Here is a 17592-nt window from a genome sequence, read left to right on the forward strand (position 1 = left end):
TAATCCGAGTGCAACGTGCGGTGAACCGATGGAGACTGCACGGACGAAACGCACTTTTGCGTGATCCGGAACTGCATTTTCACTTGCCGGGATTGGGTTAAGTGGCGCGCTGTTGTTGCGAATAGGGCGGGAATGCGTTTTCGGACCGAATCGAGGGCCTTCTGCTCAACTCATTAAAAACATTCGCGTAGACAGTTCTTCGCGTATGCTTTCCGCGAAACCGGATTTGGTTCCCGGGCGATCAAAATAAAGTGCGGAAGCGAGCGCACCGGGCCGCTTGCACTCTGATCCGCCTGACCGGGAGTACAATAGACAACGGGGCCCCCGCTTTCGCAGGAGCCCCGTCAGGAATTTGGAGATGGGATGCGCCCTGCCGAAGGGCGTCCCTTTACTTCCGCTTGAGCTGCGTCACATCGCGCACCGCGCCCTTGGCGGCGCTGGTGGTCATGGCCGCATAGGCCTGCAGCGCAGCGGAAACCTTGCGCGGGCGCGGATGGACCGGCGACCAGGCATCGGCGCCGCGTGCTTCCTGCTGAGCGCGGCGGTGCGCCAACACTTCGTCCGAGACCATCAGGTTGATCGTGCGGCCCGGGATATCGATCTCGATGGTGTCACCGTTCTCGACAAGGCCGATGGCACCGCCCTCGGCCGCTTCGGGCGAGGCGTGGCCGATCGAGAGGCCCGAAGTGCCGCCCGAGAAGCGACCGTCGGTCAGCAGCGCGCACGCCTTTCCGAGGCCCTTCGACTTCAGGTAGCTGGTCGGGTAGAGCATTTCCTGCATGCCCGGCCCGCCGCGCGGTCCTTCGTAGCGGATGACCACGACGTCACCGGCGCCGACCTGCCCGCCGAGAATGCCGGCAACGGCGGCATCCTGCGATTCGTAGACGCGCGCGGTGCCGGTGAACTTCAGGATGGAATCGTCCACGCCTGCCGTCTTCACGATGCAGCCGTCCTGCGCGATATTGCCGTAGAGCACCGCAAGGCCACCGTCCTGGCTGAAGGCGTGCTCCTTGCTGCGGATGACGCCGTTCTCACGGTCGAGATCGAGCTCTTCCCAGCGGCGCGACTGGCTGAAGGCGGTCTGCGTCGGCACGCCGCCCGGCGCGGCCTTGAAGAATTCCTGAACCGAAGGCGCGTTGGTGCGCGAGATGTCCCAGTGGTTCAGCGCATCGCCCAGCGTGCGCGCGTGCACGGTCGGCAGGTCGGTATGCAGCAGGCCCGCGCGATCGAGCTGGCCGAGAATGGCCATGATGCCGCCCGCGCGGTGAACGTCTTCCATGTGGACGTCGTTCTTTGCAGGCGCGACCTTGGAGAGGCACGGCACCTTGCGGCTCAGGCGATCGATGTCCTCCATGGTGAAGTCCACGCCCGCCTCAACGGCGGCGGCCAGCAGGTGAAGCACGGTGTTGGTGGAGCCGCCCATGGCGATATCGAGGCTCATGGCGTTCTCGAACGCCTTGAAGCTGGCGATATTGCGCGGCAGCGCGGTCTCGTCTTCCTGCTCGTAATAGCGGCGGCAGAGATCGACCGCGAGGCGGCCGGCTTCGAGGAACAGGCGCTGACGGTCCGAGTGGGTCGCCAAGGTCGAGCCATTGCCCGGCAGCGAGAGGCCCAGCGCCTCGGTCAGGCAGTTCATCGAGTTGGCGGTGAACATGCCCGAGCACGAACCGCAAGTCGGGCAGGCCGAACGCTCGATCGCCTTCACTTCCTCATCGGTGTAGCTCTCGTCGGCGGCGGCAACCATGGCGTCGACCAGATCGAGCGCCTGCTCCTTGCCGCGCAGCACGACCTTGCCCGCTTCCATCGGCCCGCCCGAAACGAAGACCACCGGGATATTGATGCGCAGCGCGGCCATCAGCATGCCGGGCGTGATCTTGTCGCAGTTGGAGATGCAGACCATGGCGTCGGCACAGTGGGCGTTGACCATGTACTCCACGCTGTCCGCGATCAGGTCGCGGCTGGGTAGCGAATAGAGCATGCCGTCGTGGCCCATGGCGATGCCGTCGTCGACCGCGATGGTGTTGAATTCCTTGGCGACGCCGCCCGCCGCCTCGATCTCGCGCGCGACCATCTGGCCGAGGTCCTTGAGGTGGACGTGCCCCGGAACGAACTGCGTGAAGGAGTTTACAACGGCGATAATGGGCTTGCCGAAGTCCGCGTCCTTCATCCCCGTCGCGCGCCAGAGGCCACGCGCGCCCGCCATGTTGCGGCCGTGAGTGGAAGTGCGTGAGCGATAGGCGGGCATTGTGCGAACTCCGGGAAATGACCGGTGCCGCACGTCGCGCGCACCGTCTTGCCCGCGCCCCCTACGCGATGCGGGCGGCTTTTGCGAGCCATAAAATGTCCCGGATGACCGATTTAACTTTCCGGATCATGCGCAATCGCGAGGCGCCGGAGAAGCCCCGATTGACAGGATGGGGGCTTCCATGAAACCGTTTGCATCAGGGGCATCCGGGCATGGGGGATCACCATGGCACCAATGCGTTGGAGCGGATTTGGCGGCTTTGCGCTGCTTACGGCGGCGCTGTCGCTGAGTGCTTGCACGAACGCCCCCGGAAGCCGGGGGCCGACCGAAGGCACCGAATACTGCGACGTGATCCAGGACTATGTCCTGCCCGACGACTGCACGGAATTCGCCAAGCAGGCGGCGCGGCAAACCGACGGCACGGCGGCGTTCAACGCGCCCAATCCACTCGAACGCGGCGAGAGCTTTACGGTGTGGCTGGCAGTCGCCGCCGATCCGCCGAAGCCTCATCCCACGCCTGCACCCTCCCCGACGCCGCCGCCCAGCCCCAAACCAAGCCCTGCACCCAGCGAGGACGCGTCGGCCGCGCCCGTGGCCGAGGCGACCGACAATGCCGCGCTCGTCACCCCGGCCCCGCCGTCTGCGACCACCGCAGACCTTGCCCCAGCGCCCGAGCAAGTCGTCGCGCAGATGCCCGGCCAAGTGCAGCACTTCAGCGTCACCGTGGGCGAATTCGTCGCGGCGGACCTGCAAGGCGACGACTCCTTCGAGATCAAGCCGCTGCGCGACCGCACCCAGCGCGTCCACCTCGGCAAGCCCTACCCTTCGACGGTCTGGGGCTGGCAGGTCACACCCAAGCGCGGCGGCGACCACATGATGACGATCACTACCGTAGTGCAGGTCAAGGACCGGCAGGGCCAGTTCTGGGACGTGGTGAGCACGCCGCATTCCTACGGTTTCCACGTCAAGGTGGGCGTGGTCGGCTGGATTCAGGACACTTTGGAAGGCGCGCCGTTCTGGCTGAAGCTGGTTACCGGCGTGGTCGTCGCGCTGTCCGCGCTGATCGTGGCGGTGACCGATCTGCGCAAGAAAGTGCTGGCGCTGTTCGGCATCGGCTCAGGCAAGTCCGACCCGCCCGATCAGCCTTCCGGCGGCAAGCCGTAGCGGTTTTCCTTGGCCCGCCCCGGCTGCGCAAGCAGCAGGACAAGCACGCCTACCGCGCCGAGAAAGAGCAGGCTGTTGAACGCCAGAAGCCCAAACAGGCCCATGTCCGGCTGAGGCCCGACGAAGATCGCAGGCATCCTTGCAAAGGAGAAGAACAGGAACGGCAGCGGCAGCAGTCCCCATGCTCCGCCGCGCCCGGCGTCGTGCAGGCGGCGGACGATAGCGGCGGCCAGCAGGACGATGGCCAGCGCGGCAATGCCCTCCATCGCCGCAAAGATCGGCGCCGGGTCCGGCATCAGTTCAGGGTGATTGCCCTCGATGCGGATCTGGTAGCTGCCCGGCCCGCTCGTGACAGTCGCCTGATCGGGATGCTCGCGAGCGAACTGCTGCATCCGGGTCATGGTGGAGAGCATCATCGGCGCCACCGCGATGACACCGATCACGAACGTCAGCCCGATCACCACGGCGACCCATGGCCAGAACTTCGCACGCGCTTCGCGGCCGGAAAATTTCGCCAGTCGCACCACATGATAGCCGATCATGACGTTCCCCCGATGCTTAGGTGCCGGAAGAGTATCGTGACGGCCCGCACTCCACAAGTCAGCCGAGACGAGCTGCAACCTCCCGGCACACCCGCGCCATGCGGTCGGCCCAGAGCGCCTGCCCGGCCGCGTCCTCGATCTGGTCCTGCCGGATCTCGATGCCGAGATAGGGGCGGCCATGCGCCTCGGCATGGCGGTTCATCGTCGCGTTGAGCACTTTGCCCGAATAGGGCAACTGGTCGCCCACCACGAGGCCCTCCGCCTCCAGCAGCGGAATGGCGATCCGCGCGGCGCGGTCATCCTCGTTGTAGAGCACGCCGACATGCCACGGGCGCGGCTTGTCACAGGTCGCGAGCGCGGGCGTGAAGCTGTGCAGCGAGAGGATCAGCGCAGGCTCGGCGTCCACCAGCCGGGCTTCGAGACCGTCGTGATAAGCGTGGAAATACCGCGCAAGGCGGGCCGAGCGGCCTTCCGTGCACAGCACATTGCCGGGGATCGCGTGGCCGTCCGACACTTCGGGCAGGAGCCCGGGCGCATCGAGGTCGCGGTTGAAGTCGCAGACGAGGCGGCTGACATTGGCGAGCCAAGCGGCGATGCCGCCGCTCCCGCCCTGCTCGACCATCCGCTCCGCGACGCCGGCCACGCCGATGTCGATGGCGATGTGCCGCCCCATCAGTTCGGCGGGAATGCCGAGGTCGATCCCTTCGGGCACGCGGTTGGAGGCATGATCGCCGACGATCAGGATGCCGCCCGCTTGCGGCGTGCCCAGCAGGCGCCAGGCTTCGGTGATGCGAGCTTCGGTAATCAACGCAGGCTCCCGGACAATTGCCACCAATCGGGGCGGACCGCCGCCACCCTTGCCGCCGCTTCGCTTAAGGCTTGCTGACTCTCGTAGAGCGCGAAACAGGTCGCGCCCGAACCGGACATACGGGCAAGGATAGGCGCGGTCTCGCGCAGTGCCGCCAGCACGTCCGCCACCGCCGGGCAGATTTCGATGGCGGGAGCTTCCAGATCGTTGCGGCCGGAGAGCGCGATATCGCGCAGCGTGCCGTCCGGCATGGGCCCCCGATCGATCCTGTCCCAGGCCTTGAACACCGGCCCCGTCGGCACCGGAAGGCGCGGATTGACCAGCAGGACCGGACAGCCTGCGAGGTCGTTTTCGGAAACTTCGGCAAGATCGGTACCGGTGCCGGTGCCGATGCAGGGCCGGGAAAGCACGCAGGCGGGCACATCGGCGCCCAGCTTGGCGGCGCGGGCGTGCCAGTCCTCGGGCAATCCGTGCGCGCGCTCGACCATGCGGAACACCGCGCCTGCGTCGGCCGAGCCGCCGCCCAGACCGGCGGCCACCGGCAGGCGCTTTTCGAGATCGACCGCCCAGCCTTTACCATGAGGCAATGCGGTGAGCGCCTTGGCGACGATATTGCCGAAGGGATCGTCGATCTTCGCCGCGAATTCGCCGTGGGTCGTCAGGCGGTCGGCTTCGGCGGGAACCGCCGTCAGTTCATCCCCGGCATCGACGAAGGCAAACAGCGTTTCCAGTTCGTGATAGCCATCCTCGCGCCGTCTGCGGACGTGGAGCGCGAGGTTGATCTTGGCGTAGGCGGTTTCGGAAATCATCGCCTTGTCCATGCCGCTATGCGAACGGAGAGGCAAGGTGGCCCTCGTTTTCGGACTCCCGAATGTTTTTCCAACACCCGAACGTCCTGCCTTTTGTCATCCTGAACTTGTTTCAGGATCCATCCGGCCGCCTGCTCCGAAGCGTCGTGTCGCCAGCGGAACTCTCGCCTGGCTGTCTCCAGTTCCGCCCACGCTGCACGATGGACCCTGAAACAAGTTCAGGGTGACGATGAAGATGGGCCGCAAGAAAGATTCGCCGCAAATAGAAGCCGAAAAGGGGGAAGGCTCAGCCTTCCCCCTTGCCGATTACATATTCGGGTAGTTCGGACCGCCGCCGCCTTCCGGCGTGACCCATTCGATGTTCTGCGTCGGGTCCTTGATGTCGCAGGTCTTGCAGTGGACGCAGTTCTGCGCGTTGATCTGGAGCTTCATGCCCGAACCGTCCGGATCGACGAATTCGTAGACGCCCGCCGGGCAATAGCGCGCCTCGGGACCGGCATAGACCGGCAAGTTGATCCGCGTGGGAACCGTGGGGTCCGTCAGCTTGAGGTGGACCGGCTGGTCTTCCTCATGGTTGGTGAACGAATAGGACACGCTGGTCAGGCGGTCGAAGCTGATCACGCCGTCCGGCTTGGGATAGGCGACCGGCTTGTAGAGGTCCGCGCGTTGCAGGCTGGAAGCGTCGGTGTGGTGCTTCATCGGCTTGGCCACGCCGAAGCCGAACAGCGTCCGCAGCCACATGTCCGCGCCCGCCAGCACCGTGCCGATCTCGCCGCCCCACTTGGCGACCAGCGGCTCGGCGTTCTGGACGAGCTTCAGTTCCTTGGCGATCCAGCTTTCGCGCACGGCGGTATCATATTCGCCCAGCGTATCCTGCTCGCGGCCCGCCTTGATCGCGGCGGCAATCGCCTCGGCCGCGAGGATGCCGCTCTTCATCGCGGTATGCGTGCCCTTGATGCGCGGCACGTTGACGAAGCCCGCCGAGCAACCCGCCAGCACGCCGCCCGGGAAGGCCAGCATCGGCACCGACTGCCAGCCGCCCTCGTTGATGGCGCGCGCGCCATAGGCCACACGCTTGCCGCCTTCGAGAATGGCGCGGATTTCCGGGTGCTGCTTCCAGCGCTGGAATTCCTCGAACGGATAGACGTAGGGATTCTTGTAATCGAGTGCGGTGACGAAGCCGAGCGCTACCTGGTTGTTCGCCTGATGGTACAGGAAGCCGCCGCCCCAGCTGTCGGTCTCGCTCATCGGCCAGCCCTGCGTGTGGATCACGCGGCCGGGGACGTGCTTGTCCGCCGGGATGTCCCAGAGTTCCTTGATGCCGATGCCGTAGATCTGCGGCTCGCAATCTGCCTCCAGATTGTACTTGGCCTTCAGGCGCTTGGTCAGGTGGCCGCGCGCGCCTTCGCAGAACACAGTGTACTTGCCGAGCAGGTTCATGCCCGGCTGGAAGTCGTCCTTGGGATTGCCCTCGCGGTCGACGCCCATGTCGCCGGTCTGCACGCCGATCACGGCGCCGGCATCGTCATAGAGTATCTCGGCAGCAGGGAAGCCCGGGAAGATCTCGATCTCCAGCGCCTCGGCCTGTTCGGCCAGCCAGCGGCAGAGGTTGCCGAGCGAGCCCGTGTAACTGCCCTTGTTGGACATCAGCGGCGGCATCACCAGATGCGGCAGCGAGAACTTCTTCTTCTTGGTAAGGTGCCAGTGCCAGTTGTCCGTCACCGGGGTTTCGGCCAGCGGGCAGCCGTCTTCGCGCCAGGTGGGCAGCAGCTCGTCCAGCGCCTTGGGATCGATGGTGGCGCCCGAAAGGATGTGGGCGCCGATCTCCGAGCCCTTTTCAAGGACGCAGACGGAAAGTTCGGGATCGACCTGTTTCAGACGGATCGCCGTGGCAAGGCCGGCTGGCCCGCCGCCGACGATGACGACGTCGTAAGGCATCGATTCACGTTCAATCATGGCAACCCTCGTAGTCTGGCCCCGTAATCTGGCCCGGTTCTGGCCCCAACAGCCCCTGAAATTCACGATTCACGCACTTAAACGCGCGATTAATTCGTGTTGTGCCTTGATTGGTGGAATGCGACAGGTCAAGACCCACGCGATGGATCAGGCCCCAAATCGGCAATTTCTGGACGATATCAAATCCGATATCACCGCCGCGCTCGACTGGTGGCGCGAGGCGGGGGTCGATTGCGACTTCCTCGACGAACCGCGCGAATGGATCGTGCCCGAGGAAGAGCAGGCCGAAGACGGCAGTCGCCGCCCGCCGCGCCGCCGCCCGCAAGTGGTGGAGGAAGCCCCCGCCGCGCCCACCAGCATCGATCCCAAGCTGCTGCCCGCCGACCTCGACGCCTTCCGTTCATGGTGGATGACCGAGACCCTGCTCGACGATGGCGGCCCGACCGGCCGCCTGATGCCCGAGGGTGAGGCAGGCGCCGAACTGATGATCGTGGTGGAAACGCCCGAGGGCGAGGACCGCGAGCGCCTGCTCACCGGACCGCAGGGCAGGCTGCTCGACGCGATGCTCAAGGCTTTCGGCATGCGGCGCGAGGATGTCTACCTCGCCAGTGCCCTGCCCCGCCCCGATCCGGTGCCCGACTGGCGCGCGGCGGCCTCTCGCGGGGTGGGCGACGCGCTGGCACGGCACGTCGTTTTGGCCGCGCCGAAGCGGCTGATTGTGCTCGGAGGCAACGTCCTGCCGCTGATCGGCCACGAATCACCGCAACGGGCTGCCGTTTTAAGACAATTCCACCATGAAGGAATGACTATACCTCTGTTGGCAGGATGGGGGCTTGCTGCGCTGCTGCAAAATCCGCGCGCGAAAGCAAGTATCTGGAGGGCCTGGCTGGAGTGGACGGCACCCTGAGGGAGCATCCATCCGGCCACGAAATTCGGGGTCAGGTCGCAGGATGCGGGGAATTGAAGTGAAACACATTGCCAAGGCAGCGCGCGCCGCGGGGGTGGCTGCGCTAGCTGTCGCCACGCTGGCAGCCACGCCGGCATTCGCCAACAGCGCAGCGGTGGAATACTTCCGCACCCGCGCAGACAACACGGCGGTCCCGTCGCTGCTCAGCCAGGACGATCGGGATTACTACAAGCAGGCCTTCGCCGCAGTGGACGCCAAGGACTGGGCGACCGTGCAGAAGATGCTGACGGACCGCCCGGACGGCCCGCTCCACCAGCAGCTCCGCGCCGAATACTTCCTGGCCTCCGGCTCGCCCAAGATCGAGCTTAGCGACCTCCAGACCTGGCTGGCTCAGGGCACCGAGCTTCCCGGCGCCGACCAGATCAGCCGCCTCGCCCTGAAGCGCGGCGCCGCCAGCGTGCCCACCGTCCCCAGCGAACAGGCTTTCGCCCGTCTGCCGACGATGACCAAGCGCGTGCGCCCGGCCTCGATCGATGACGGCACGATGCCCGCCGCGATCTCGGCCAGCATCAACGAGCGGATCAAGAACGACGATCCGACCGGCGCGCGCACGCTGCTCGACGGTATCGACGCTTCGCTCAGCCCCTATGCGCAGGCCGAATGGCGCCAGAAGGTCGCCTGGGCCTATTATATCGAGAACCTTGACGCGCAGGCCTATCAGGCGGCGCAGCTGGGCGCGATGGGCGCCGGTCCGTGGGTGGGCGAATCGTGGTGGACCGCCGGACTTGCCGCCTGGCGTCTGGGCGATTGCGACGGCGCCGCCGACGCCTTCGACAAGACCGCGAAGAATTCCGAAAACGCCGAACTCAGCAGCGCCGCGCACTATTGGCGCAGCCGCGCGCTGGTCCGCTGCCGCAAGCCGGAGATGGCTGCCACCGAACTGCGCCTTGCCGCTGGGCGTGACGAAACGCTCTACGGCATGCTCGCCGCCGAGCAGCTGGGCATGAAGCTGCCCGAACAGCACGCCGCCGCCGACTTCACGCAGGCCGACTGGCAGGCACTGCGCAACACCCCCAATATCCGCGCCGCCGTGGAACTCTCCGAAATCGGCGAGGACGGCCTTGCCGACGAAGTGCTGCGCCATCAGGCGCGCATCGGCGATGCCTCGCAATATGTGCAGATCACGCGCCTCGCCCGCGATCTCGGCCTGCCTTCGACCCAGCTCTGGATGGCCTACAATGCGCCGACCGGCGGCCGTCCGGAACCGGCCAGCCGCTTCCCGACGCCGAAGTGGACTCCGGCCGGTGGCTGGAAAGTCGATCCGGCGCTCGTCTATGCGCATACGCTTCAGGAATCGATCTTCCAGACCAGCGTCGTCAGCCCCGCCGGCGCGCGCGGGCTGATGCAGATCATGCCCGCCGCCGCACGCGACCATGCCGCCGCGCTGGGCGTGTCCGGCACGCCGGGCGACCTCAACAAGCCCGAGGTCAACCTCGCCTTCGGCCAGCAGCACTTGCAGACCCTGCGCGACGCGCCGGGCACGCAGGGCCTGCTGCTCAAGGTCATGGCGGCCTATAACGCGGGCCTCGTGCCGATCACCCGCTGGAATACCGAAGTGAACTGCGGCGGCGATCCGCTGCTGTGGATGGAATCGCTGCCCTACTGGGAAACGCGCGGCTACGTGAACATAGTGCTGCGCAACTACTGGATGTACGAGCGTCAGGCCGGCGGCCCTTCGGAAAGCCGCATGGCGCTTGCACAGGACCTGTGGCCGACTTTCCCGGGCCTCACCGGCTCGCAGGGCGTCCACATGGCAGCGAACGGAGCGATTGTGCGTGGCCATTGATCCCGAACGTCAATTCAAGCCCATCAACATCGCCCTGCTCACCGTTTCCGACACCCGTGGACCCGAGAATGACACCTCGGGCGACATTCTCGAGCAGCGCATTCGCGACGCCGGACACCGGCTCGTCACCCGCGCCATCGAGAAGGACGACGCCGCGCGCCTCGCCAGCCGCTTCAACAACTGGATCGACGATCGCGAGATCGACGCCATCGTCACCACCGGTGGCACCGGCCTGACCGGCCGCGATGTCACGCCCGAAGCGATCGACCGGGTGAAGGATCGGGACATTCCCGGCTTCGGCGAACTGTTCCGCTGGCTGTCCTACAAGACCATCGGCACCTCGACCGTCCAGTCGCGCGCCTGCGCGGCGGTGGCGCGCGGGACTTACATCTTCGCCCTGCCCGGCTCCAACGGCGCGGTGAAGGACGGCTGGGACGGCATCCTTGCCGAACAGCTCGACAGCCGGAACCGCCCCTGCAATTTCGTCGAATTGATGCCGAGGCTCAGTGAAGTCTGAGCCCCGCCTTCTTCAGGCAAACAGTGGCAGGCGTGCCGCTTCCTCGTCGGACAGGGCAATGCCCATGACTTCGCGCAGAGTGCGGGCGTAATCGGCCGCATCGGCAATGTCGCGCGTCTCACTGGCGCCGTTTTGATAGAGCGAAAGCTGGCGGTCCGTCATTGCCGCAAAGCCGTCTTCCAGCACCACGCTGGCCACGCAGAGCGTCGTGAAGCGCGTATTCGGCCGGGTCGAGGTCCAGTGGTTGCCCATCTCGAGATCGTCCTGCGCGACCTCGCTGAGGTCGAAGATATATTGCGGCTGCCAGTCGCCGTGCGGCGCGCTGCGTCCGTCGGTGGCGCTGGCCGGCCCCGCGCGTTCAAGCCGCCATTCGCCGCCAAGCGATCCGCGCTCGCCGCTGCGCAGCAGGCGGTGCCAGGCACCGTCCGGCGTCTGCGCCTGTGCGCCGTCCTCCAGCGGCATCGGCGGCACGAAGCTGCCTCCGAAACCGGCATCGGCGATCCACGCCGCGCCCTGCATGTTCACCAGTAGCAGCGTATGCGTGCGGGGCGGCGCGGCATGTTCGGCCAGCCCCAGCAACACACGCGCCAGCAGCGGTCGGTTGACGAGACCTATGGCTGAGAGAACGTCCGAAAACAGCCGGTTCTGCTCGAAACAATAGCCCCCTCGCCCACGCGTGACGAGCTTGTCGAAGACGCTGGCGCTATCGATGCGGATGCCCTCGCCCAGCGGAATGGCCAGGTTCTCGAAGCCAATCGCGCGGCGATGCGCCAGTTGCAGCGCTGCGAGGCCTTCGGGATCGGCGGCAGGTGCGGCGTCGAGGCCGATACGGGCGAGGTAGCGATCGAGGTTCATCATCGCTCTAGAGCACCTCGTTCCATTGCCGGGCAAGCCTGTTGATAAGTTTGTCGATATAGCAGGCATATCCTGTCGGAAAGCTGTCGGCAGATGGTGCGCAAGCCGGGATAACCTTGCGCAGGTTTGTGGATATATCGGGTATAATCGGTGGACCGACTGTGGGTGGGTTGTGGGCGGCCGGTGGGTAAGGGCTCCGGACTGCGTACCGCTGCTTCTCAAGAAAAGCGGGGTCCCCGCCTTCGCGGGGACGACGGGGTTTGGGTTCTGGAGCCTCGCTCTCTCGAGCTTGCCAATTGCGGGCCCCCGCCCGTCGTCGTCCCGGCAAACGGCAGCATGGTGATTGACGCGCTCCCGGCAAACGCGCCATTCGCATGGCGCTTTGTTCAAGCGCCGTGGCAGGTTGGGAGCGATCCCCGCTTTCGCTGAGATGACGGAGGAGGAAAGGCGGTGCCTAACGCCCCCCGTCATCCCCGCGTAGGCGGGGATCCCGCTTCTTCTGTGCAAGGTGCAACCAGCGCCCCGAATACACTCCGGCGAAGACGACGTCCGTTACTGGCTCGCAAGCTCAAGCAAAAATGGCACCAGCTTCGGCCACGAACGGAACAGCGTGTGCCCGTTTCCGCCCGAATGCGTCTCGACGGAACGCTCGTTCCACTCGTCGTTGCCCCATGGCGGATCGATGAAGCGCGAATGCGGGATCATGCGGTGCACCCATTCCGAAGTGGCCCGCGTGTGCGAAAGATCGCTGGTGCCTGAGCGGAACACCAGCACCGGCATCGTCAGCCGCGCAAAGTCGCGCTGGGTCATGCCGGGGACCGGGCTCACCGGCGAAGGCACGTAGGCCGCCGCCCATTTCTGCATCACCGCGATGAACTTGTCCGGATCCTGCGCCAGGATGAAATCGCGCGCCTGCGGGCTTTTGGCGAAGTTCTCCGCCCAGCTCGTCGCCGAAAGGACAGCCTCCATGCCGCCCCGGCTGGCCAACGTCCCCGCCTCCCCGCAATAATAAGTGGCAAGCTGCATGAGCCCGATCGGATCGCCCGAGATCCACCAGAGCGCAAGGTGCGAGCAGATTTCGGGATCGCGCGCCGCCGCCAGCATCGAGACGCGGCTGCCGCCCGATCCGCCCGCAATCACCGTCGGGCCAAGGTCCAGCTTGCGGATCAGGCCAGCCAGCGCCTCTGCCTGCATCTCGGATTCGCTCTCGCCCAGCAGGCAGGCATCGGATGCGCCGCAGTTCGGACGATCGTAGATCAGGACCCGGCGGCCCGCCGCGACAAGGCCTTCGGCCATCTCGTGCAGGCCCGGTACCTCCATGGTGAAGCGCCCGCCCGGCGTCAGCGCAACTGCCGGGTCGCCCTCCTTGCCGAGCAATTCATAGGCAATGCCGATTCCACCCACGTCGATCCGAGGCATCCGCGTTCTCCCCAATGCGCCCTTCGCGGGCGTCGCGAGCGGAATGCTCTGCCGCCCCACCGACGCGCGCAAGACAGCCGCCGCGAAACCGCCACGGCGTTGCGCCGTGCGGCACCGGGTGGACAGCCTTGTGGATAAGGTCGGTAGAAATAGGGTACAGCCTGTGCATGCACCGGGATAAAAGCGGCCGCAGGCGCACCGGATTTGCCATCAGCTGGCGCCCGAAAGCAGCCGCAATGTGTTGATTCTTCGGGATCTCACGGACCGCGCCGACACGCCGGAATGTCGCCATTCCAGCGTGTCGAAATTACATGGCGTTCGGGACTGAAAGCCCGGAACGCACCTGCTCAGGTAATGACGTCAGGCGCCGTGCGTCCGGTGTGGCGCGCGATCCCGGCGATGGCGTCGGCAGCGGCGATCTGGTGCTCCAGCATCGCGGCGGTCTCGGCGTCGAGATGGCCGAGCGGCTGCTCGTAGCGTTCGAGATAGACGCGCAGCGTCGCCCCTTGGGTGCCCGTGCCCGAAAGGCGGAAGACCACGCGGCTGCCATCCTCGAACAGCACGCGGATACCCTGGTTTTCGCTGACCGAGTGATCGACCGGATCGGTATAGGCGAAGCTGTCGGCATGCGCGACGGTCAGCGGACCGAACGTCTTGCCCGGCAGCGCAGGCAGGGCGGTCTTGAGTTCGGCCATCAGGGCATCGGCGTTTGTCTTGTCGATGGCTTCGTAGTCGTGCCGCGCGTAGTAATTGCGGCCGAAGCGCGCCCAGTGAGACTTCGCCAGTTCGTCCACGCTGATCCCGCGCACGGCAAGGATGTTGAGCCACAGCAGCACGGCCCAGAGCCCGTCCTTCTCGCGCACGTGGTCCGAGCCGGTGCCCGCGCTTTCCTCGCCGCAGATCGTCGCCTTGCCGGCATCGAGCAGGTTGCCGAAGAACTTCCATCCGGTGGGCGTTTCGTAGCAGGGAATGCCGAAAGCCGTTGCCACGCGGTCGGCTGCGCCGCTGGTCGGCATCGAGCGGGCAATTCCGGTCAGGCGGCCGCGATAAGCGGGCGCGATCTCGATATTGGCGGCCAGCATGGCCAGCGAATCGGACGGCGTGACGAAGCGCCCGCGCCCGATGATGAGATTACGATCACCATCGCCGTCCGAAGCGGCGCCGAGATCGGGCGCGTCAGGCCCCATCATCAGATCGTAGAGGTCTCGCGCGTGGATCAGGTTGGGATCGGGATGATGCCCGCCGAAGTCTTCCAGCGGCGTACCGTGCACCACCGTCCCCTGTTCAAAACCGAGGCGTTTTTCGAGGATCTCGTGCGCATAGGGCCCGGTCACGGCCCCCATCGCGTCGAAACGCATGGTGAAGCCGGAAGAGACCATCGCGCGGATCGCGTCGAAATCGAACAGCGTCTCCATCAGTTCCGCATAGTCCACGACCGGGTCCAGAATGGCGACCGTGGTATCGGCCACGCGGACTTCGCCCAGCTTGTCGAGATCGATGTCGTCCGCCTTGACGGTCAGCCAGCGGTCGATCGTCTCGGTCCGCGCGTGGATCGCGCCGGTCACGCTCTCCGGCGCGGGGCCGCCGTTGGCGATGTTGTACTTGATGCCGAAATCCTCGTCCGGGCCGCCGGGATTGTGACTGGCCGAAAGGATCTGGCCGCCGCTGGCGCCGTACTTGCGGATCACGTGGCTGGCCGCCGGGGTCGAGAGAATGCCCCCACGCCCGACCAGCACGCGCGCATAGCCATTGGCCGCGGCCATGCGGATCGCCTGCTGGATCACCTCGCGGTTGTGGAAGCGTCCGTCACCGCCGATTACCAGCACTGCGCCCGGTGCGGGCCTCACCACATCGAACACCGACTGGATGAAGTTTTCCGCGTAATTGGGCTGCTGGAACACCCGCACTTTCTTGCGCAGGCCCGAGGTCCCGGGCGCCTGACCTTCATACGGAGTGGTGGGTACGGTCACGGTCCGGATCAAGGGCGTGTCTCCAATGCAGTGGGGGGGAAGTGTGCGGCAGGAATGTGAAAGCCGAAGGAATGCCGGAAGCGGAGCCAAGCGATTTCGGAAGCTGGACAATTCCGCCGGATAGAGAGTGTCTGGAAATAACGAAAGACAGTCTGGTTCCATCGCCCACAATGTCAAATACCCGAACGGGGCATTTCGGCGGAATGATGGGTCCCGCGCGATAAACGTCTTTCAGATCAATCCTCTCTCGCGAAAACTCACGGTGCGGTTCCAGCCGATCACGACATGATCGTCGAGTTCGAGGTCGAGCGCGCCGACAATCTCGCCGAAATGACGGGTTGCCCGGATGTCCGCCGCGCTGGGCTCGGGATTGCCCGAGGGGTGGTTGTGCGCGATCACCAGCCGCCGGGCGTCAAGGTCGAAGGCACGGCGTACCGTGCGGCGCAGCGGCAGCCTCGCCGTGTTGCAATGGGCCCCCGCGTAGAAATCCTCGGCGATGAACAGACCCTCCGCCGTCAGGAACAGGACCAGCACGCATTCCTCGTGACGCGGGCCGAGCCTGCGGACGAGGTATTGGCGCAGCCGTGGATTTCCCGGCTCGGTGGGTTCGCCATAGAGCGCTTCGCGGGCGGCCAGCATATTGATGTCACGCGCCACGATGATCGCTGCCACCAGCATATCCTCGTTGCAGTTGCCCCCCCTGATCGCGTCAGCGAGAGCCGTGGGCGATGCGCAGGTAATCCCGCGCAGCGACCCGAACGACTGGATCAGGCGGCGGGCGATGTCCTCGGCCTGCCCTTTTGCAAAGGGCTGGAGGATGTGCGCCAGCAGCGATAGCTGCCCGCTGTCTTCTGCCGCCGCATGTGCGACGCAAGACCAATCCCCATCGCGATCGTCTGTGCGTAGGAGGGCATGATGCTCATCGCCAGATAGCCCGTCCCCGCCAAATCGTGGGCCAGCAGCGGATAGAAATGACTTGAGAGCGCCACCATCTGCGCGCCCCCTATCCACAGCGGGTAGCTCCGGTTGGCGCTGAGAGCGACAGTGACGAAGACTGCAAGGCCGATAACGTCGATCGCGAAATGACCAAGGTTCACTCCCATGACCATCACGGGATGCTGTCCGGTGATCAGGTGATAGATCCGGTCGAACACAAGCATGCCGAGAAGGGTTGTCGTCAGGATGCGTTCCGGCGCTGCACCACGGCGCAGCGCCAGAACGAACAATACCAGGAGCACGGCGTGAAGCACGTAGGCCCGCGCATCCCAGATCAGCATGGCAGCCCCCCGCCGCCATGCGAACCCGATCGCGCGGACCTTGCGATCCCGCCGGACCTGTTCAGGCGAACTGAAGCAGCGGCGCTTCTTCGACCAGAGTGCCCGACGCGGGGCAGGCTTCGGGCTCGTCGATGATTGCCTTGACCTCGCGGCCGGCGTCGAGCAGCGCGCGGTGAACGCGGATCATGTCGTTCTGGCATTCGATCAGCGAGCGCTGCGACTTGGCAAGGCGCAGGATCGCGGTCTGGCCCGTGAAATTCGCCACGCCGTCCGCCTGGCGTGCCAGCAGCATCGATTCCATCAGGCGGGCAGAGGCAAGGAGCGCCGAATCGAGCGAAAGCTCGGCTTCGGGGAGCTGGCGGCTGATGCGGGCAGTGGCTGCGGAAATCGTCATCGACATAACGACCCTCCATCGACGCCTTCGACCCGAACGAGACGCCTGACATTGTGAGCGATCGACGCTGGCTCACGAGAGCCGGCTCAGCGCCGTGGCAAGATCCAGCCCAAACACCGCAACAAGCAGCAGGCCGCCGGCGATGAGGACCATGGCTGCCATGCGGTTGAGACCTGCATCGGGACCATCGAGCACCTCGGGAACAAGCCGGTCGACCGGTTCGGCGTGCCAGGGCGCCTCCACTCTGAAGGTCACTCCATCGGCAAGCCTGAGGCGGTCGCCCTGCTCGTCCTGCCCCCACTCTTCGGCGGCAACGTCGATTGGCGAAACCTGGGGATTCTTGTCTGGTAGAGGATTACAGGCTGCAGCCGGCAGCTTCTGGTACTGGCGATAGACGCGCGCCAGCTCCGCCCGCGGCGGCGAGCCGGTGCGATTGCGAACGCCTTCGATGCGCTGATTCACCGCGCTTTCGGAAATCCCGAGTTCCCATGCGATTTCCTTGCTCGTGCGATTCTCCGCCACGAGGCTCAACACCTCATGCTGTTTCTCGGTCAACAGCGGCAAGACTTCCAAAATCCGCCGAAACTGCGCCGATTCCGGTTCGTGCGCCCAACAATCGATTTCCATCGAACCCGTACTTCCCCGTTCCAACGGGGCAGCCCCCACCCCGTCGGTCCTTTCTTGCTACATATATGTCGGTAACCAATTGGTGTTCAACCCGGCGTACCGGCAAATGCCATCGAGCGAGCGGCTTTTCCGGCAGCTTAATTGGGACCTTTTCCAGACCAATCGCCGAAACGCCGCCCTCGTCCGCCGGAATTTCCTGCGCAGGTCTTAACTACGTTCGCAAACACAATGCCTTAGCCGTGCCCATGCATCGAGT

Annotated in this window: 16 protein-coding genes; 4 read left to right on the top strand and 12 right to left on the bottom strand. The window is 65.4% G+C overall.

The genetic code is table 11. From position 1 onward, the window contains the following. Nucleotides 1-388 precede the first annotated feature (388 nt). Nucleotides 389-2245, bottom strand: coding sequence for a dihydroxy-acid dehydratase (ilvD, locus tag AC1VVK_RS03495; RefSeq protein ID WP_132385630.1), 1857 nt, complete (start codon nucleotides 2243-2245; stop codon nucleotides 389-391). Nucleotides 2246-2470: 225 nt separating this feature from the next. On the opposite strand from ilvD, the gene AC1VVK_RS03500 reads away from it, so the two are divergent. Beyond that, the gene (locus AC1VVK_RS03500) at nucleotides 2471-3409 is read left to right on the top strand and encodes a hypothetical protein (RefSeq protein WP_482904397.1); all 939 of its coding nucleotides are present in this window, start codon (nucleotides 2471-2473) and stop codon (nucleotides 3407-3409) included. Here AC1VVK_RS03500 and AC1VVK_RS03505 read toward each other — a convergent pair. The 4 genes from AC1VVK_RS03505 to AC1VVK_RS03520 all read right to left on the bottom strand — a co-directional run bounded on the left by AC1VVK_RS03505 (nucleotide 3385) and on the right by AC1VVK_RS03520 (nucleotide 7524). Further along, nucleotides 3385-3951, bottom strand: coding sequence for a DUF805 domain-containing protein (locus AC1VVK_RS03505; protein ID WP_482904398.1), 567 nt, complete (start codon nucleotides 3949-3951; stop codon nucleotides 3385-3387). The genes AC1VVK_RS03500 and AC1VVK_RS03505 overlap by 25 nt on opposite strands. A gap of 58 nt (nucleotides 3952-4009) precedes the next feature. Then, the gene (locus AC1VVK_RS03510; RefSeq protein WP_482904399.1) at nucleotides 4010-4759 is read right to left on the bottom strand and encodes an N-formylglutamate amidohydrolase; all 750 of its coding nucleotides are present in this window, start codon (nucleotides 4757-4759) and stop codon (nucleotides 4010-4012) included. Then, complete coding sequence (locus AC1VVK_RS03515) at nucleotides 4756-5580, bottom strand: 4-(cytidine 5'-diphospho)-2-C-methyl-D-erythritol kinase (protein WP_482905108.1); 825 nt, start codon at nucleotides 5578-5580, stop codon at nucleotides 4756-4758. The genes AC1VVK_RS03510 and AC1VVK_RS03515 overlap by 4 nt, the downstream gene beginning before the upstream one ends. Before the next feature lie 294 nt (nucleotides 5581-5874). Continuing rightward, nucleotides 5875-7524 (bottom strand): electron transfer flavoprotein-ubiquinone oxidoreductase, encoded by a 1650-nt coding sequence (locus AC1VVK_RS03520; RefSeq protein ID WP_482904400.1) that lies wholly within the window; start codon nucleotides 7522-7524, stop codon nucleotides 5875-5877. Between the two features lie 118 nt (nucleotides 7525-7642). Here AC1VVK_RS03520 and AC1VVK_RS03525 point away from each other — a divergent pair, with 118 nt between their 5' ends. Genes AC1VVK_RS03525 through moaB form a run of 3 tightly spaced genes read left to right on the top strand, consistent with a single transcriptional unit; the run spans nucleotide 7643 to nucleotide 10794 of the window. After that, entirely contained in the window at nucleotides 7643-8431 is a 789-nt protein-coding gene (locus tag AC1VVK_RS03525; RefSeq protein WP_482904401.1) for a uracil-DNA glycosylase family protein, read from the top strand. 43 nt (nucleotides 8432-8474) lie between these two features. Further along, complete coding sequence (locus tag AC1VVK_RS03530) at nucleotides 8475-10277, top strand: lytic transglycosylase domain-containing protein (protein WP_482904402.1); 1803 nt, start codon at nucleotides 8475-8477, stop codon at nucleotides 10275-10277. After that, nucleotides 10267-10794, top strand: coding sequence for a molybdenum cofactor biosynthesis protein B (gene moaB / locus AC1VVK_RS03535; RefSeq protein WP_482904403.1), 528 nt, complete (start codon nucleotides 10267-10269; stop codon nucleotides 10792-10794). Before AC1VVK_RS03530 ends, moaB begins: the two co-directional genes overlap by 11 nt. A 12-nt stretch (nucleotides 10795-10806) precedes the next feature. On the opposite strand, the gene AC1VVK_RS03540 is transcribed toward moaB, so the two are convergent. The 7 genes from AC1VVK_RS03540 to AC1VVK_RS03570 all read right to left on the bottom strand — a co-directional run bounded on the left by AC1VVK_RS03540 (nucleotide 10807) and on the right by AC1VVK_RS03570 (nucleotide 17336). Next, nucleotides 10807-11649 carry an arylamine N-acetyltransferase family protein gene (locus AC1VVK_RS03540; protein WP_482905109.1) on the bottom strand — a complete coding sequence of 281 codons (843 nt, stop codon included), beginning with the start codon at nucleotides 11647-11649 and terminating at the stop codon, nucleotides 10807-10809. 552 nt (nucleotides 11650-12201) lie between these two features. Further along, entirely contained in the window at nucleotides 12202-13068 is an 867-nt protein-coding gene (locus tag AC1VVK_RS03545; protein ID WP_482904404.1) for an alpha/beta fold hydrolase, read from the bottom strand. A gap of 347 nt (nucleotides 13069-13415) precedes the next feature. Then, entirely contained in the window at nucleotides 13416-15050 is a 1635-nt protein-coding gene (locus AC1VVK_RS03550) for an alpha-D-glucose phosphate-specific phosphoglucomutase (RefSeq protein WP_482904405.1), read from the bottom strand. Between the two features lie 219 nt (nucleotides 15051-15269). Next, entirely contained in the window at nucleotides 15270-15716 is a 447-nt protein-coding gene (locus tag AC1VVK_RS03555; protein ID WP_482904406.1) for a JAB domain-containing protein, read from the bottom strand. A gap of 89 nt (nucleotides 15717-15805) precedes the next feature. Beyond that, on the bottom strand, nucleotides 15806-16315 hold the full coding sequence (locus AC1VVK_RS03560) for a hypothetical protein (RefSeq protein WP_482904407.1): 510 nt from the start codon (nucleotides 16313-16315) through the stop codon (nucleotides 15806-15808). 61 nt (nucleotides 16316-16376) lie between these two features. Then, the gene (locus AC1VVK_RS03565; protein WP_482904408.1) at nucleotides 16377-16709 is read right to left on the bottom strand and encodes a hypothetical protein; all 333 of its coding nucleotides are present in this window, start codon (nucleotides 16707-16709) and stop codon (nucleotides 16377-16379) included. Nucleotides 16710-16781: 72 nt separating this feature from the next. Beyond that, nucleotides 16782-17336, bottom strand: coding sequence for a sigma factor-like helix-turn-helix DNA-binding protein (locus AC1VVK_RS03570; protein WP_482904409.1), 555 nt, complete (start codon nucleotides 17334-17336; stop codon nucleotides 16782-16784). Nucleotides 17337-17592 lie beyond the last annotated feature (256 nt).

The sequence above is a fragment of the Novosphingobium sp. BL-S-32 genome, assembly GCF_056857055.1.

Bases quoted from the DNA above. Each gene is read 5' to 3' on its own strand.
- ilvD (WP_132385630.1), bottom strand. From the start codon at position 2,245: ATGCCCGCCTATCGCTCACGCACTTCCACTCACGGCCGCAACATGGCG.
- AC1VVK_RS03500 (WP_482904397.1), top strand. From the start codon at position 2,471: ATGGCACCAATGCGTTGGAGCGGATTTGGCGGCTTTGCGCTGCTTACG.
- AC1VVK_RS03505 (WP_482904398.1), bottom strand. From the start codon at position 3,951: ATGATCGGCTATCATGTGGTGCGACTGGCGAAATTTTCCGGCCGCGAA.
- AC1VVK_RS03515 (WP_482905108.1), bottom strand. From the start codon at position 5,580: ATGGACAAGGCGATGATTTCCGAAACCGCCTACGCCAAGATCAACCTC.
- AC1VVK_RS03520 (WP_482904400.1), bottom strand. From the start codon at position 7,524: ATGATTGAACGTGAATCGATGCCTTACGACGTCGTCATCGTCGGCGGC.
- AC1VVK_RS03525 (WP_482904401.1), top strand. From the start codon at position 7,643: ATGCGACAGGTCAAGACCCACGCGATGGATCAGGCCCCAAATCGGCAA.
- AC1VVK_RS03530 (WP_482904402.1), top strand. From the start codon at position 8,475: ATGCGGGGAATTGAAGTGAAACACATTGCCAAGGCAGCGCGCGCCGCG.
- AC1VVK_RS03540 (WP_482905109.1), bottom strand. From the start codon at position 11,649: ATGAACCTCGATCGCTACCTCGCCCGTATCGGCCTCGACGCCGCACCT.
- AC1VVK_RS03545 (WP_482904404.1), bottom strand. From the start codon at position 13,068: ATGCCTCGGATCGACGTGGGTGGAATCGGCATTGCCTATGAATTGCTC.
- AC1VVK_RS03555 (WP_482904406.1), bottom strand. From the start codon at position 15,716: ATGCTGGTGGCAGCGATCATCGTGGCGCGTGACATCAATATGCTGGCC.
- AC1VVK_RS03560 (WP_482904407.1), bottom strand. From the start codon at position 16,315: ATGCTGATCTGGGATGCGCGGGCCTACGTGCTTCACGCCGTGCTCCTG.
- AC1VVK_RS03565 (WP_482904408.1), bottom strand. From the start codon at position 16,709: ATGACGATTTCCGCAGCCACTGCCCGCATCAGCCGCCAGCTCCCCGAA.
- AC1VVK_RS03570 (WP_482904409.1), bottom strand. From the start codon at position 17,336: ATGGAAATCGATTGTTGGGCGCACGAACCGGAATCGGCGCAGTTTCGG.